This window comes from Pedobacter ginsenosidimutans (assembly GCF_001442625.1).
Classification (GTDB): Bacteria; Bacteroidota; Bacteroidia; order Sphingobacteriales; family Sphingobacteriaceae; genus Pedobacter; species Pedobacter ginsenosidimutans.
This window is the reverse complement of sequence record NZ_LMZQ01000026.1, coordinates 24,441-39,064: the sequence shown is the minus strand read 5'-3', so window position 1 is coordinate 39,064 and position 14,624 is coordinate 24,441. Positions and strand designations below refer to the sequence as shown.

Annotated in this window: 13 protein-coding genes; 4 read left to right on the top strand and 9 right to left on the bottom strand. The window is 36.9% G+C overall.

Going from position 1 to position 14,624, the window contains the following annotated elements; all coding sequences use genetic code 11:
* From ASU31_RS21365 to proS, 3 genes are all read right to left on the bottom strand, one after another.
* Positions 1 to 587, bottom strand: a 587-nt coding sequence (locus tag ASU31_RS21365; RefSeq protein ID WP_057934297.1) for a DUF2400 family protein, incomplete at its 3' end; no start/stop codon positions are given.
* Between the two features lie 205 nt (positions 588 to 792).
* Entirely contained in the window at positions 793 to 1,932 is a 1,140-nt protein-coding gene (locus tag ASU31_RS21360; RefSeq protein ID WP_057934296.1) for a cystathionine gamma-synthase, read from the bottom strand.
* A gap of 104 nt (positions 1,933 to 2,036) precedes the next feature.
* Positions 2,037 to 3,509 (bottom strand): proline--tRNA ligase, encoded by a 1,473-nt coding sequence (proS, locus tag ASU31_RS21355; RefSeq protein ID WP_057934295.1) that lies wholly within the window; start codon positions 3,507 to 3,509, stop codon positions 2,037 to 2,039.
* Positions 3,510 to 3,707: 198 nt separating this feature from the next.
* Here proS and ASU31_RS21350 point away from each other — a divergent pair, with 198 nt between their 5' ends.
* Positions 3,708 to 4,712 carry a hypothetical protein gene (locus tag ASU31_RS21350; RefSeq protein ID WP_057934294.1) on the top strand — a complete coding sequence of 335 codons (1,005 nt, stop codon included), beginning with the start codon at positions 3,708 to 3,710 and terminating at the stop codon, positions 4,710 to 4,712.
* Between the two features lie 20 nt (positions 4,713 to 4,732).
* Complete coding sequence (locus tag ASU31_RS21345; protein ID WP_057934293.1) at positions 4,733 to 6,262, top strand: OmpP1/FadL family transporter; 1,530 nt, start codon at positions 4,733 to 4,735, stop codon at positions 6,260 to 6,262.
* A gap of 110 nt (positions 6,263 to 6,372) precedes the next feature.
* Here ASU31_RS21345 and ASU31_RS21340 read toward each other — a convergent pair whose 3' ends face one another.
* From ASU31_RS21340 to ASU31_RS21325, 4 genes are all read right to left on the bottom strand, one after another.
* Positions 6,373 to 7,029, bottom strand: a complete 657-nt coding sequence (locus tag ASU31_RS21340; protein WP_057934292.1) for a response regulator — start codon at positions 7,027 to 7,029, stop codon at positions 6,373 to 6,375.
* Positions 7,022 to 7,720: a sensor histidine kinase gene (locus ASU31_RS21335; protein WP_167346224.1), complete on the bottom strand. Its 699-nt coding sequence runs from the start codon at positions 7,718 to 7,720 to the stop codon at positions 7,022 to 7,024. The genes ASU31_RS21340 and ASU31_RS21335 overlap by 8 nt, the downstream gene beginning before the upstream one ends.
* Positions 7,721 to 7,773: 53 nt before the next feature.
* Positions 7,774 to 8,370 (bottom strand): hypothetical protein, encoded by a 597-nt coding sequence (locus ASU31_RS21330; RefSeq protein ID WP_157258177.1) that lies wholly within the window; start codon positions 8,368 to 8,370, stop codon positions 7,774 to 7,776.
* A 92-nt stretch (positions 8,371 to 8,462) separates the two neighbouring features.
* On the bottom strand, positions 8,463 to 9,296 hold the full coding sequence (locus ASU31_RS21325) for a hypothetical protein (protein WP_057934289.1): 834 nt from the start codon (positions 9,294 to 9,296) through the stop codon (positions 8,463 to 8,465).
* A 374-nt stretch (positions 9,297 to 9,670) separates the two neighbouring features.
* Here ASU31_RS21325 and ASU31_RS21320 point away from each other — a divergent pair, with 374 nt between their 5' ends.
* Positions 9,671 to 10,003 (top strand): hypothetical protein, encoded by a 333-nt coding sequence (locus ASU31_RS21320; protein ID WP_057934288.1) that lies wholly within the window; start codon positions 9,671 to 9,673, stop codon positions 10,001 to 10,003.
* Positions 10,004 to 10,089: 86 nt separating this feature from the next.
* Complete coding sequence (locus ASU31_RS21315; protein ID WP_057934287.1) at positions 10,090 to 12,114, top strand: DNA/RNA non-specific endonuclease; 2,025 nt, start codon at positions 10,090 to 10,092, stop codon at positions 12,112 to 12,114.
* A gap of 92 nt (positions 12,115 to 12,206) precedes the next feature.
* Here the strand turns inward: ASU31_RS21315 and ASU31_RS21310 are convergent, their stop codons facing one another.
* Together ASU31_RS21310 and ASU31_RS21305 are read right to left on the bottom strand one after the other, a co-directional pair.
* Positions 12,207 to 14,042 carry a UbiD family decarboxylase gene (locus tag ASU31_RS21310; protein ID WP_057934286.1) on the bottom strand — a complete coding sequence of 612 codons (1,836 nt, stop codon included), beginning with the start codon at positions 14,040 to 14,042 and terminating at the stop codon, positions 12,207 to 12,209.
* Between the two features lie 102 nt (positions 14,043 to 14,144).
* Positions 14,145 to 14,624 carry a Dps family protein gene (locus tag ASU31_RS21305; protein WP_057934298.1) on the bottom strand — a complete coding sequence of 160 codons (480 nt, stop codon included), beginning with the start codon at positions 14,622 to 14,624 and terminating at the stop codon, positions 14,145 to 14,147.

Genomic DNA, 14,624 nt, shown 5'->3' with positions numbered 1-14,624 from the left:
AAACGTTTACAGGTAGATTTTTGCTTTGGCGAGGAGATATGTTTCTTCGTGCGGTGAGGAAAATCTTCTAAGGAAAAAAAATACTGTCTGAAATGGTTCAATGCCCGCTCTATTGAAAAGTTAAGCTCAGCAGCATAACACACTTCCGAGGTATATGTTATCTCCGGTTTTACGGATGAAACTTCTAAATAATCAGCCCGAAAGACATCTTGCCTAGGTACAAATGCCCGCTCTAAACTATCATATTTTTGATAATGCTGCTTGAAAAACGAAATAAAATAAAGTAAGTCGGTATCGTTAAACGTGCGGTGTTTAAAGTTCAGCAAGCGTTTTAAATCGTTATCGGTATGATTAACAACAAAATCATAAGGCGCATTATCCATACGGCCCAACAGTTCCTTACATTTATTAATAATTGTTTTTCGCTGGCCCCAGGCTAAAACCGCAGCAAAAAAGCCGGCAATTTCTATATCCTGTTTTTTTTCGAAAAGATGCGGAATACAAACTGGGTCGTTTGCTATAAAATTTGGCTGATTGTATTGTTCAACCTTACTATCCAGAAAATTCTTTAACTCAAGAAATTGCATCGTTAGCTTTTTATTAGACGTAAATAGCAGCACAATTGTTGCCATTTAAACCGGATTGAAACGGTATCCTTTTTTGTTTTCACTAACTTAATGAAGCAGATGCCTAAACAAAAAAGATTTAGTGTAAAGCCGGGCTACCATTAATTTTAGAATAGGACTTGCTTTACAAAAAACGGGCAAATATTTTATCTGCCCGCTCGAAATATTATGCTAATGCATTCGCTAAATCCTCTAAAAGATCGTCGATATCTTCTACTCCAACACTTAAACGGAGCAAGTTATCGGTAACACCTACTTTCTCTCTTTCTTCTTTCGGGATAGAGCCGTGTGTCATCGTTGCAGGATGGTTAATCAGTGATTCTACCCCACCTAATGATTCAGCCAATGTGAATACTTTAAAATTAGAAGAGATTCTAAAAGTTTCTTCAAGATCAGCACCTTTTAAGGTAATTGAAATCATACCGCCAAATCCACGCATTTGTTTTTTAGCCACATCATGATTAGGGTGATCTTCAAAACCCGGCCAATAAATTTTATCAACCTTTGGATGTGTTTTTAAATAATGTGCAATACGTTCTCCATTTTCGCAATGTGCTTTCATCCGAAGGTGAAGCGTTTTTATCCCCCTCAATACTAAAAAAGCATCTTGCGGCCCCGGTGTTGCACCACAGGCATTATAAATAAACCAAAGGTCTTTATACAATTGCTCATCATTCGTCACCAAAGCACCCATTACTACATCAGAGTGACCACCAATGTATTTGGTTACCGAGTGCATCACAATATCAGCGCCCAGATCAATCGGGTTTTGTAAATAGGGAGATGCAAATGTATTGTCAACCGTAAGGATTAAATTTTTCTCCTTCGTGATTTTTGCTACACCTTCAATATCGATAATCTGCATGGTGGGATTAGTAGGTGTTTCTATCCAAACCAATTTGGTTTTATCATTGATGTAGGGCAATATATTCTCTGGTTTAGAAAGATCCAGAAAATGAAACTTGATTCCGTATTTAGTGAATATTTTGGTAAAGATCCGGTATGAACCACCATATAAATCATTTCCGGTAATCACTTCATCACCAGGCTGTAATAATTTCAATACGGCATCTGTTGCCCCCATTCCGCTCGAAAAAGCCAGACCATATTTGGCATTTTCTAAAGCAGCTAAACAATCTTCCAAAGCTTTACGCGTTGGGTTTGTTCCCCTCGAATACTCGTAGCCTTTATTGTCTCCGGGAGATTTCTGCCAATAGGTAGAGGTTTGATATATCGGTGTCATTACAGCACCTGTTGTTGGATCAGGCTCTTGACCTGCATGTATAGCTTTAGTTGCGAATTTCATTTTTTTTTAGTTTTGAGATACTAGACATGAGATTTGAGACACTAGATTTGAGATTTGCATTTCCGCTCAGATCTCATGTCTCAAATCTCATATCTCACATCTAATTAATACGCTCTTGCAAACAGCACTCTTTGCGTAGATGGTTTTCCTGAATAAATACAAACACCATCTTCTAATTTATTATCTAAAGGAATACAACGAATGGTTGCTTTTGTTTCTTCTTTTATCTTTTGCTCAGTTTCCGGTGTTCCATCCCAATGCGCTGAAATAAAACCAGCTTTGGTATCTAACAACTCATGAAACTCATCGTAACTGTTGGCTTCAGTAATATGCTCATCGCGATAAGCCAAAGCTTTGTTGAACATACTTTGCTGAATATCTTCCAATAGTTTGATGATGTAAATATCCAATCCTTCCTGAGGTACAGTTTGTTTCACCTTGGTATCTCTACGGGCAATTTCTACTGTTTTATTTTCTAAATCGCGACCACCAATAGCAATACGGATCGGCACACCTTTCAACTCATAATCAGCGAACTTAAATCCAGGGCGCTGTGTATCCCTGTCATCATATTTCACCGAAACGCCTAAACCTTTTAAACGCATGGTTAATTCATTAACGTATGAAGAAATTCTCGCCAGATCCTCATCACCTTTATAAATCGGAACAATTACCACTTGTATTGGCGCTAATTTTGGTGGAATAATCAATCCGGAATCATCACTGTGCGCCATAATCAAAGCACCCATTAAACGTGTAGAAACACCCCATGAAGTAGCCCATACATGGTCTAATTTCCCATCTTTACCGGTAAACTTAACATCGAAAGCTTTAGCAAAATTCTGCCCTAAAAAGTGGGATGTACCTGCTTGTAAAGCTTTACCATCCTGCATTAAGGCCTCAATACAATAAGTATCTAAAGCCCCCGCAAAGCGCTCATTTGGCGATTTACGGCCTCTGATTACCGGAACTGCCAACCAGTTTTCGGCAAAATCGGCGTAAATATGCAACATACGTTCTGTTTCCTCAATTGCCTCCTCTGCTGTAGCATGTGCGGTATGGCCCTCCTGCCACAAAAATTCGGCTGTACGTAGAAACAACCTGGTACGCATTTCCCATCTTACCACATTCGCCCATTGATTGATCAATATTGGCAAATCACGGTACGATTGGATCCATCCTTTATAGGTATTCCAAATAATGGTTTCCGATGTAGGGCGAACAATTAATTCCTCCTCTAATTTGGCTGTTTCATCTACAACAATATTTCCATTACCGTCATTTTTTAACCGGTAATGTGTTACTACTGCACATTCTGTCGCAAAGCCCTCAACGTGAGAAGCTTCCTTAGAGAAAAATGACTTTGGGATGAATAATGGAAAATAGGCATTTTGATGGCCTGTATCCTTAAACATTTTATCTAAAACAGCCTGCATTTTTTCCCATATAGCATAGCCATTTGGCTTTATAACCATACAACCACGCACAGCAGAATGCTCTGCTAAATCTGCTTTTAACACAATATCATTATACCATTGGGAATAATCTGCTTCTCTACTTGTAATTTCTTTGCTCATCTTATGTATTTGGAACGTAATTTGTATGTTAAAAAGTGTAAAATCCGATCGCAAATTTATAAATTTATGCCTACAAACGATCAACAATTGACATCAATTGTGATTTAACATTTTTAGACTAAGTAAATAGTTAGGAATTAACTACTTTTGGAACTTGTTTATTACATTCGTGAACACACACAACTAAATATAAACACAATGAAACCAATTAAATTTTTACCCATTGTTATGATTGCCGCTGCAGGGTTGGTGGCATCATGCGCTACATCAAAACTGGCTCAAACTAAGCCAGCTGATGATGTTTATAATTCTGTGGCAAAAGCCAGGGAGGTTGAAATAGCACCTCAGCCTCAGAACCGACAAGGCCAGCAATATCAGGCTCAAGGACAGGAAGAATATGATGAATATTACGGAACCAGTAATCCTTATTACGATATGGATTACTCATCTAGAATAAACCGTTTTTACAATGGTTACAGCTTTCAAGGCTACTATGATCCTTATTTTGATAATTATTACTACGGAAGCAGTTATGGCCCCTCAAACTACTTGGGTTATGGCCTGGGCTGGAACAGCGGATACGGTTTAGGTGGCTGGGGCGGTAGCTTTGGTTATGGCAGCATCTGGAGCAATCCCTTCTATTACGGTAATTTTGGCTACGGATGGAACAATCCTTGGGGCTGGAACTCATGGGGTCCTAATTCTTACTACGATCGTTTCGGTTGGGGCGGCGGATATTACGGCGGTGGCTGGGGTATTGGCGGCGGATACTATGGTGGCGGTGTGTATACCAATAGAGGTTATAACAGACCAAGACCCGGAAGTGATGATAGAGGCACACCAAGATATGGAAACGGCAATGCCGGAAATGCCGGCAGACCGAGCAGATCGGGTGTTACAAATGGTGTAGGTTATGCTCCAAATATTAATGCTGGAAGACCAAGCAGAAACCAAGGTAATGGCAGCTATACACAACCTCAGGGCTCACAAGCTGGCAGACCAACCAGAAATGATAATTACTCACCTCAGGGCACACAAAGCAGCAGACCTACTAGAAATGAGAATTACACTCCTCAACAACCAAGTAGAACCGAAAGCAGACCTAGTTATTCACCTCCACCATCAAATGGCGGTGGCGGCGGTGGTTCAACTGGTGGCGGTGGTGGTGGCGGTTCAAGACCATCAAGAGCAGGAAGAGGTTAATTTAAATTTAAACACACAACATGAAAAAATATATTTTAGCATCACTAGTAGCTACAGTAGCTGCTATGGGAACAACCTACGCCCAAAGTTACGCGCCTGATGCATTCCGCTTTTCTCAAACCAATTATGGTAGTTCTGCAAGATTTAAGGGAATGGGCGGTGCGCAAATCGGAGTTGGAGGTGATATTGGTTCAATTAACGCGAACCCTGCCGGATTGGGGTTATTTACCAAATCTGAGTTTAGTTTAACCCCTGAATTTAATTCTGTATCAAACAATAGTGCATACCTGGGCAACAATACCAAAGCTGATAAAAACCAGATTAACCTGAATAACATTGGTGTTGTATTTTACAGTCCAACTGCTAAAATGAAAGGATCTGATGTAGATAAAGGATTGGTTAGTACTGTATTCGGCTTAAGCTATACCAGAAACAACGATTTCTTAAATAACATCAACTATAACGGAACTAATACAAACAGCTCGATTAGAGATTCTTACGTGGATCAGGCGAACAATTATGGTATTAATAATAGTATTGCTGGAGATGCTTATAAGAGTTTTCTAATTAATAAAAATACACCTACTTTTCCGAATCAATTTTCAGCAGAACCCTATAACAATGCTAATTTTAAACAAAACTGGGACGAAGCACGTTTAGGTTCCACTTCTGAATTTAACGTAGCAGGCGCCCTTAATTTTGGCAACAAGGTGTATATTGGTGCAACAGCCAGTTTTGTTAATGTAAAATACACCAGCGATGCTACTTTTACGGAATCTGGCATTGTTAACTCATATAATGATGGTGACGCCATACCAACATATAACGGAAACGAAAATTACAGCCTTACCCACTTTAGAAACCAGGAGACTAAAGGCGGTGGTTTTAATTTAAAACTGGGTGCTATTTTCAGACCAGTGAGTGAGTTAAGGATCGGTTTGAATTTCCAAACACCAACCTGGATGAATATTGAAGACAATACCAGTGAGACTTTGCAGGCTACCACTGCTGGAAATGCTACTACTGGACCAACTAAATCAAGTAACCCGACACAATATTATACTTTCAGTTATAACCTGCGTACACCGTTAAAAGCATCTGCAGGTATCAGTTATGTAATTGCTGGTACAGCATTAATCTCAGCTGATGTTGATTATGTAGATTATGCCTCTATGCGTTTTTCTGATTCTAATGGTTCTGATCTTTCAACAATCAATAGCAATAATGCTTTTATTAAAGAATCTTATAAAGAAGCGGTTAACTACAGAGTTGGTGCGGAAGTAAAAGTGACTAACGAAATTAGTTTACGTGGTGGTTATGGAGTAAACGGAAATGGTGTTAAAGGTGGCGACAATAAATTTTACCAAGGTCAATATTATACTGGTGGAATTGGATACCGTGTAGATAACTATTATTTCGATGTAGCGTATCAGAACTACAAAACAAACTTCAGTTCAAGTCCGTATTTGTTAGATGATTACAGTGAGCCTGTTGCAGATGTTAAAAGCAATAGAAACAACGTATTCTTAACCTTTGGGGTAAGATTTTAAGCGTTAAACATTCGCATATTTTACAAAAGGCTTCGGTAAATTTATCGAAGCCTTTTTTGTTGATTAATAAAGAAGTATTGTAATTTTTTGTAATCTGATTACAAAAAAACTTAAATTTTAACTATACCATTTTTAACCGCATAAAGTGCCAATCCGGTACGGCTTTTTAATTGTAGTTTTTCACATAAAGAATTTCTGTAACCATCAATTGTACGCGGGCTTACAAACATTTCAGCTGCAATTTCATTATAAGTTTTTTCAGTACAGGTATATTTCAAAAATTCCATCTCCCGCTCTGTTAATTTTACAAAATCGGATATTTTTGAGCCAGATGACAAGGCACTTAATGATTGCATTACCTTTCTAGTAACCAAATCATTGTAGAAATATCCTTTGCTGATTACTTCATCAAAAGCACGTTTTAATTCCTCAGGTTCGGCATCTTTTAGCACATATCCCTTAGCTCCATTGGTTATCATTTTAATAATGGCAGTTTCGGCATCCATTGTACTCAAAGCAAGTACATTTACTTCCGGATAATTTATCCGTAACCAGGAAGCGGTACTATAGCCATCCATTTCAGGCATATTTATATCAAGCAGTACAATATCAGGTGCGTTATATATTTTTAACTGCCTGATAAAATCTTTTCCATTGGCTGCCTCAAATAAAATTTCGTAAGCAGGAAAATAGCTGATCAGTGCTGCAAGTCCTTTTCTGAAAAGAACATGATCATCAACAAGTGCTATATATTTAACATCAGACATAAGGGATGATTAGTGTGATTTTGGTTCCATTATTTATTGTACTGTTAATTGTGGCCTTCCCCATTATAAGTGCCGAACGTTTTACAATATTCTGAAGTCCAAGCCCAGTTTCAACCTTTACCTTTTCATCTGCACTAAATCCAATTCCGTTGTCGTCAATGGTTATTTTCAGTTGCTCAGTTAGAAAGTCAAATTCAACATTTATAATGCTAGCTTCTGCATGCTTTAGTATATTCTGTAAGCTCTCCTGCACAATCCGGAAGATGATTATTTTCTTCTGCTCTGCTACTTGTTGCTCATTACCACTTACCTCAACACTGCATTTAATCACGCCAGACCTAGCAATACGTTGTAACTCCTGTTCTACAGCCTGCAACAAAGTAAGTTCCTGAATACGACTAGTACTAAGGCTTTTGGCTATATCACGTAAGTCGGTAAGGGCATTACCAACGTTGCTTTTAATATCGGTAATTAAGGTTTTATCTGTAACTTCATTTTGTTCAACAATGCTTAACTGTAATTTAGCTAAACTTAGCAACTGACCAACATTATCATGTATTTCCTGGCTTATGGTATCAAATGTCTGCTCTTGCATTTCGAGGCGCGATTGAAGCAGCTGTTCGCCATATTGCTTTTCTAATTCTCCTTTCTCTTTTGCATACTGAAATTTCTTTTTCTGAAAATACAGCATTAAAAAAACTATGGCACAACTAAGTGCAAAGAAGATAATAATACTAGGTATAATTACAAATAGGACTTCTTGGTCTTGATCGTTTTGCATAAAAAAGCATAAGCAAACAGTAAATACATGATAATATTGGTTATTAAATTCAAGCTTTTCAGTTTAACAGCTAATTTTTCGTAGTTTTCTGTCAAATAATGGAACATGCCCATATAGGGTACAACGCAGGTGTAATAAACAATTAAGCCTATAGCAATCCAGAATTCACCTTCATTAAAAAGTGACGTAGTTTCGTCCGAAGTTAATTTTTCATAACAATAAATAAGTGCAAAGAAAATAATAAATGTTCCGCCAAATACAAAAGCATAGCTGCTCCATTGTAGTATATTAAAACAGTAAAAACTAAATATATACCAAAGAACTGGGAACATCAGTAAGAATAAGTTTATTACCTTTAGTAAGTAAACATTTCTGACAATTTGTTTAAAGAAATAGGCATAAAATATAAATTCTACCAGAATAAAAAAATTATATTGAGGTAGCGTACTACCCTCATAACCAATCTCTTGTTTAAATAAAAACACACTAATTTCGAGTAGAAAAGTATAAACACATAACAAAGCAACTACTTTTAGTTGCTTTGTTAATTTTAACATCATTGCAAGACCAGCTATCGAGCAAATCACTAAAGAAATGAGATATAAATACTTGAGATACATAAATTTAAATATGTATCTAAAATAAGTATTTACTATTGATTTGAAACATCAAGTTCTGCCTTATTATCGTTTGATGGCGGCGGGGTAGGATCACCGGTATCAAAAGTATCTCCACGAAATCCATTCATAGTTATCTCAAGTCTTTGTTCAAATTCAATGCGATCAATATCTTCTATCCCTATATCCTTTTTTTCACTCATAAAGGTAAAAGCAATAGTTAATCGCTGTTTTCTCTCTTCATCATCTGATACTGGTTTTGGAAATGAATAAGCTAGATTGGTATAAGACACAAAACGGATACCAAACCCCGTTACCTTCCCCCCGGGCTTTGCGCTTTGGCTTTCCATCTCCTGAAGTGTTTGGGTTATCTGCAATAAACTAAACCATATATGCTTAGTTTCCCTACAAACATTTAACCGGTCATTTTCCGATAGCGTTTCGAAAAGAATACAGCGCTTTACATTTTGATAATTATGAACCCAGATTCTTGCTTTATCTTCTGGGACTACATCAAAAGTTTTTCCATTATAAGCGTAGTAATTTTTATTATCAACTTTATCTGCACCTTCAGTTATTCCGAAAATGAGTGTAAGTAAACCACATTTACCCGGGGTTACAGTTCCATCGCTAGATGGGGAGGCAAAATATACCCTAACACCATCATCTTTAGTTTTAAGATTCGCTTTCAGAAGCTTAAAAAACTCAATAGCACTTTGGATATTCTCAAAATCCAGTCTGTTGTTTTCTTGCATTCCTTCTTGCAACGATGTAATGATATTAAGTATAGGATACTTATAATAATTAAACCATTGTTCACGATAATTGCTTTCTTGTTTTGTTACAAAAGTACACGGTAAAGGTTCCATAGCTTTTAATTTAGTTTGAGGTTTATAAAATAACTTGTAACTAAATATACATCATCCTAATTCGAACATGAAAGCTTCCATTTAACGTATTATGAGCTAAAACCTTCCTTTCAAGCTTTAAATATAGCTCAAAAAGCTTCTAAACCGACTTTTCACCTCAACGCGATCTTCACAATTTATTTTAAAATACCGCGATTTTACGGTAGGCCGTTGCGCTTTTCATGCGTATAAATTCACATGTTTTCACGCTTGATTTGGATATACTTCCGTTGATAGCTTTGGGTAAGAAAGATGGCAGTATAAAACTGATCATTTTTTGAACCCCACATTAAAATATGAAGGGTTAATTAATCAGAACCAAAAAAACTAAAACCATGACAAAACTATCATTAGGCAAAGTCGAATCTTTTATTAAAGACCTCGATGAAAAACCTGAACTAAAACAGGAATTTGAGGCTAATCCGAAGGCAACACTAAAAAGAATAGCATCACTCGACACTCCCATAAAAGATATTTGGGTTTATCGACTAGTGGTTACCGCATTAAGCTTGGTTGTGCTCATAGTAGTTATTGGTCTTTTAATAAAAGATGAGAAGGAAGTTATGGGAGAACAGGTATTTACTATAATAAATAGTTTGGCATCATTATCCATTGGTGCATTAGCTGGTTTGTTAGCTCCCTCACCTGGGAAACAGGATAGTGAATAATAATTTATAAAATAAATCGGGCTTGAAATTGAACAAATAAATTTCAACTTATTACAAGCATAGCCAATCTCTAAAAGCAAAACATTATGAACCTAACAAATTTTGACTTTATAAAAGCAACCGAGAAACGTTATTCAAAACTGAATATCGATAAAATTGCGAAATTAAAAAAAACATTCCCTATTGAAGCAGAAAAGGCAAATATCACCGAAAGGATTGATCATATTCTATATAATCTGCATGAGCCTTTTGATATTGCGAAAGAAAGACTCATCGGCACAAACGATTTAATGAGCATAAATTATTTACAGTTGGGCTTTATTGCAGCTAACTCTGTATGCAGGATCCATGTAAAAAATATCTCGGGGGGAAACGAGGGGTTTGGAACAGGTTTTTTAATTTCTCCCAATCTAATGATTACGAATAATCATGTTTTTACAAAAAAAGAAGATGCTGTTAACAGTTTCGCAGAATTTAATTATCAATATGATCAGTTTGATGAACCGGGCACAAGTTATATTTTCACATTGGATACCACAAAATTCTTCTATACTAATGAAAAATTGGATTTTTCGATAGTTTATGTAAATCCTACTTCGAAAAAGGGTGATAAAAAACTTGTTGATTTCGGTTTTTTAAAATTATTTGAAGAACCAAATAAAGTATTAAAGGCAGAACATGTTTCAATAATCCAGCATCCATCGGGTTTATACAAACAGATCGCCATAAGAGAAAACCAAGTGGTGGCCAAAGAAGGTGATTTCATCACCTATTCAACAGATACGGCTCAAGGTTCATCCGGTTCACCAGTATTTAATGATCAATGGCAAGTGGTAGCATTACACCATAGTGGCGTACCCAAAAAAGATGGAGATGGAAACTATTTATGCAAAGATGGAAGCATTTACCGTGAAGGTATGGACGATAGTTTGATTGATTGGATTTCAAACGAGGGTATAAGGGTGAGCGCCATCCTAAACGATCTAAAAAATGAATATTCTGAAAATTATTTAGTCAGGGAAATTTTTAACAGTCTAAATACCTCACCCGAAACTAAAATATTGAACAATAACCCCATGGTTGAAAAAACAAAAAACAATAATATAAATATGGAAAATAAGGTAACATTTACAATACCAATTGAAGTATCTGTTGGTATTGGCAAAAATAATTCAACTTTCAATAATGGAACATCTCCAATTACAACTGATGATCATAAAGAGGAAGCAATATTTACAATTGAAAAGGCAAATAATCAGAATTACAAAAGCAGAAATGGATATGATGCAGATTTTGTAAGCACCAATAATTTTAAAATCGATATACAAGATCTGTTAAAATCACAATCGGATAAACTTGCACCTATTTTAAACCCAACAAAAGATAATGAAAATTTACTCCATTATTTTAACTTCTCCATTGCGATAAATAAAAGCAGAAGGTTATGCGTAATAACTGCCGTAAATATTGATGGCAACCGGTTAGCACCCATTAAAAGAGAGAATACGAAATGGATAATAGATCCAAGAATGGATCAAAAATATCAAACAGGCCCGAAAGTTTACGCAGAAAACGACCTTGACAGGGGACATATGGTTAGGAGACTTGACCCTGTGTGGGGAGAAAATAACAGTTTTGCAAACGATGACACCTTTCATTTTACTAACTCTACACCTCAGCATAAAGACTTGAACCAAAAAACCTGGCTGAGTTTAGAGAATTATATATTGGAGAATGTTGGCATAGAAAAAGTTAAAGCTTCTGTGTTTACTGGTCCAATTTTCGGAGAAGAAGACATACCGTATAGAGGAGTATTATTACCCTTACAGTTTTGGAAAGTCGCGACAGTAATCAAAAAAGATGGGACACCTTCGGTAAGTGGTTATATATTGAAGCAACCAGATAATATTGACGATTTTAGAAGCAAAGAAGGAATTAGCGAAGATGGCTTTGGAAAGTTTAAAACATATCAAGTACCATTACAAAAGATAGCAAACCTTACCGGAATTCCTTTTGACAAGTACAACGATTTTGATCCATTAAAAGGCGTTAATTTTAATGAGACAGCAAAACTTATTGAAATTATAGAATCAAGTGATGTAAAACTCTAAAAGTTTAGAGGCTAAAGTGCATTAGGCCCAATAAAACGCGCACATCAGTCGGACCATTGGTATAATGGTCCGATTTATTATTCCCCATTAAATCAAACCGCTCCAAAAAGCGCACCACCCGCTTTACCCATTTCATTAATCTTAGCCTCTACCGCTTCATCTTTGATCAATTCAGGTGCGTGGTGGGGCTTTTTCCTTGCATCAATAATCAACGAACCTTTACAGCCCCAGTGTTTATTGATGGTAAAGTCGTTAATGCCATATATATCAGCCGCCGGGTTGCTTCTGGTGAAGGCCACCCAAACCAGATTATCAATATTGGTAGCCGTAAACTCTGCATCATCAGCCAATATAATTAAAGGTAAGCCAGATAAATCCTGATCCATCAATGCCATATTCAACAAAGCAATTTCTGCGGCTGTTTTCTCCGGGTTTAAATATTTGTCACTTCCTAAAACTAAAACCCCTGGAATGGCTATTTTTGGTTGGTAAAATCCATCGCTTAATTTCAGTCCTTCAGGGAACTTATTCCAAAGTTCACGCTGCTTATCCCCTGCTGCCGCAATTACTACCTTCGATCCGCTGTTTAATCCATCACCACTATAATCAAGCGTATCAATAGTAGTATTGGTATAAAAATGAACATCCCTCGTTAAATCGATCCGTTCTAAAATATGCGCAAGAAATGCTTCAATATGGTGCGTGCTTAAGTGCGGATCATCTTCTTTAGCCGCAATAAACAGATATTTAGCCAAACTCAATTGGTTTTTTCCTAAAATGTGATTGGCTATGGTTAATATTTCCTGAGGTCTGCGCGCTTTTAAATAAGGCGTATAACGCTCACTACCGATGGCAAAAAGTAAAGGGTGAACGCCAGCTGCATCAACCGCATGAACTTCTTTTAAACCATGAATTTCCTGTGGTATGGCCGAGCCTGTAATCTCATGGATCAAAGCCCCAAAACTGGTATCCTCCTGTGGCGGACGGCCAACAACCGTAAACGACCAAATGGCATCCTTTTTATGATATACATTGTGCACCTTCATCAAAGGAAAAGGATGTGTTAAACTGTAATAGCCCAGGTGATCGCCAAAAGGCCCTTCTGGTTTATTTTCATTTGGGTAAACCGTTCCGGTAATAATAAAATCGGCATCTGCAGAAATGCAAAAACCTTCATCGTCATAAAAATAACGAAAACGCCTATCGCCCAATGCACCAGCAAAAGTCATTTCGGATAATCCTTCTGGTAAAGGCATCACTGCTGCTAAAGGATGTGATGGTGGTCCGCCGACAAAAATACTCACTTTTAAGGGTTGGCCTAATGCATTGGCCTTAGATTGGTGTACCCCAATCCCCCTATGGATCTGATAGTGCAATCCGATTTCCTGGTCCTGAATATAATCGTTCCCACCCAATTGGATGCGATACATGCCCAGGTTTGCATTTAAAACACCTGGTTTATCTATATCTTCAGTATAAACCTGCGGCATGGTAACAAAAGGACCACCATCCATAGGCCAGTTTACAATTTGTGGTAACTGACTGATACTTGTTTTTAAAAATTTGCTTTTTGCCGAAGGTGTTTTAAGTGGCAAGGCCGATAATGCTGACATTGCCGAACCTGCATATTTAAACGGATTTTTTAATGCTTTTATGGGATCATTCCTTAACGATACAAGTTGTTGTACCTTTGGCAAGGTATCTCTGAAAATAAACTTCGATCGTTCTAATGTCCCAAACAAGTTTGAAACTGCAGGAAAAGGGCTTCCTTTAACTTTTTCGAATAGTATTGCCGGTCCTTTATTTTCGTAAACCCTTAAATGGATGGCTGCCATTTCTAAATAGGGATCTACTTCTTCTTTTATTCTGATTAAATGACCGTGCTTTTCGAGATCGGATACACATTCTGCTAAACTTTTGTATGCCATGCCCAAAGATAAATAATTAGATTTTCTCCGAAACAAAAAAGCCTCATATAAGCAGATTTTACAATAAAGCTACTTACATGAGGCTATTAACTTACCTTGATATTATTTCTTCCCTGCGAAAGAGCGCAACATCCAGGTATTTTTCTCTTTAAACTGCATAAAACGGTTAACCATATCGTTAGAACCATCATCTCCGGCCGCATCTGTAGCTTCTAAAAGCTCTCTTTCCAATTCGATCAATGCAGCCATATCATCTAAAATGGCATCAACCATATCAAGGTCTTTTAAACCAATGGTATCAATCTCTTTAATTTTAGATTCTTTAATGTAATCGGCGAAACGGCTATGCGGTGCTTTACCCAAGGTTAATACACGCTCAGCTATCTCATCAATGGTTAATTGTGCATTAGTATATAATTCTTCAAACTTAACATGTAAAGTAAAAAAGTTCTGCCCTTTAATATTCCAGTGGCAACCTCTTAACTTTTGATAATGAATATGGTAATTAGCCAAATAATCGTTTAAAAGATCTACAACTGGTTTAACTTCTTTTTCGTTTAAGCTTATTTCTTTAGCGTCCAT